The following is a 681-nucleotide window of genomic DNA, read 5'->3' on the forward strand; positions in this document are numbered from 1 at the left end:
ATGATTAATGTTATCAAAGCTATTAAAGCCTGAATTTAGTTAAGGGGAATTCCGTGAAACCTGCTGCTCGTCGCCGCGCTCGTGAGTGCGCTGTTCAAGCGCTTTACTCTTGGCAGTTGTCTAAAAACGACCTTGCCGATGTTGAACACCAGTTCCTGACGGAGCAGGATGTCAAAGATGTTGACGTCGCCTATTTTCGCGAGTTGCTGTCCGGCGCGGCAGTGAATGCAGGTATGCTGGACGAACTGATGGCGCCATACCTGTCGCGTCAGCTCGAAGAGCTGGGCCAGGTGGAGCGCGCGGTGCTGCGCGTCGCGCTGTTTGAACTGAAGATGCGCGAGGATGTCCCTTACAAAGTGGCGATCAACGAAGCGATCGAGCTGGCGAAAACCTTCGGCGCGGAAGACAGCCACAAGTTTGTGAACGGGGTGCTGGATAAAGTGGCACCAACCCTTCGCAAGAAAAAGTAAAACATTAAGGCCGGCATTCCCGGCCTTAATTTCTTCTCGTGGAATATCGATATGGCATGCGGCGAATTTGACCTCATTGCCCGCTATTTTGACCGGTTTAAGCGCGTGCGCCGGGATGTACAGTTGGGCATTGGAGATGACTGCGCACTGCTGGCAGTGCCGGAAAAACAGCTGGTGGCCGTCAGTACCGATACGTTGGTGGCGGGCGTGC

General features: G+C 54.0%; 1 protein-coding gene and 1 pseudogene (1 of these 2 only partly in view). Both read left to right on the forward strand.

The window, feature by feature from the left end; genetic code table 11:
- Nucleotides 1–53: 53 nt before the first annotated feature.
- Nucleotides 54–470 carry a transcription antitermination factor NusB gene (nusB, locus tag ADK28_RS13595; protein WP_004940384.1) on the forward strand — a complete coding sequence of 139 codons (417 nt, stop codon included), beginning with the start codon at nt 54–56 and terminating at the stop codon, nt 468–470.
- 51 nt (nt 471–521) lie between these two features.
- Nucleotides 522–681, forward strand: a pseudogene (gene thiL / locus ADK28_RS13600) (thiamine-phosphate kinase); it runs 837 nt beyond the window's last position.

Origin of the sequence: Serratia sp. 506_PEND, from assembly GCF_001076875.1 — a bacterium.
In the GTDB taxonomy this organism is placed as follows: Bacteria; Pseudomonadota; Gammaproteobacteria; order Enterobacterales; family Enterobacteriaceae; genus Serratia; species Serratia marcescens.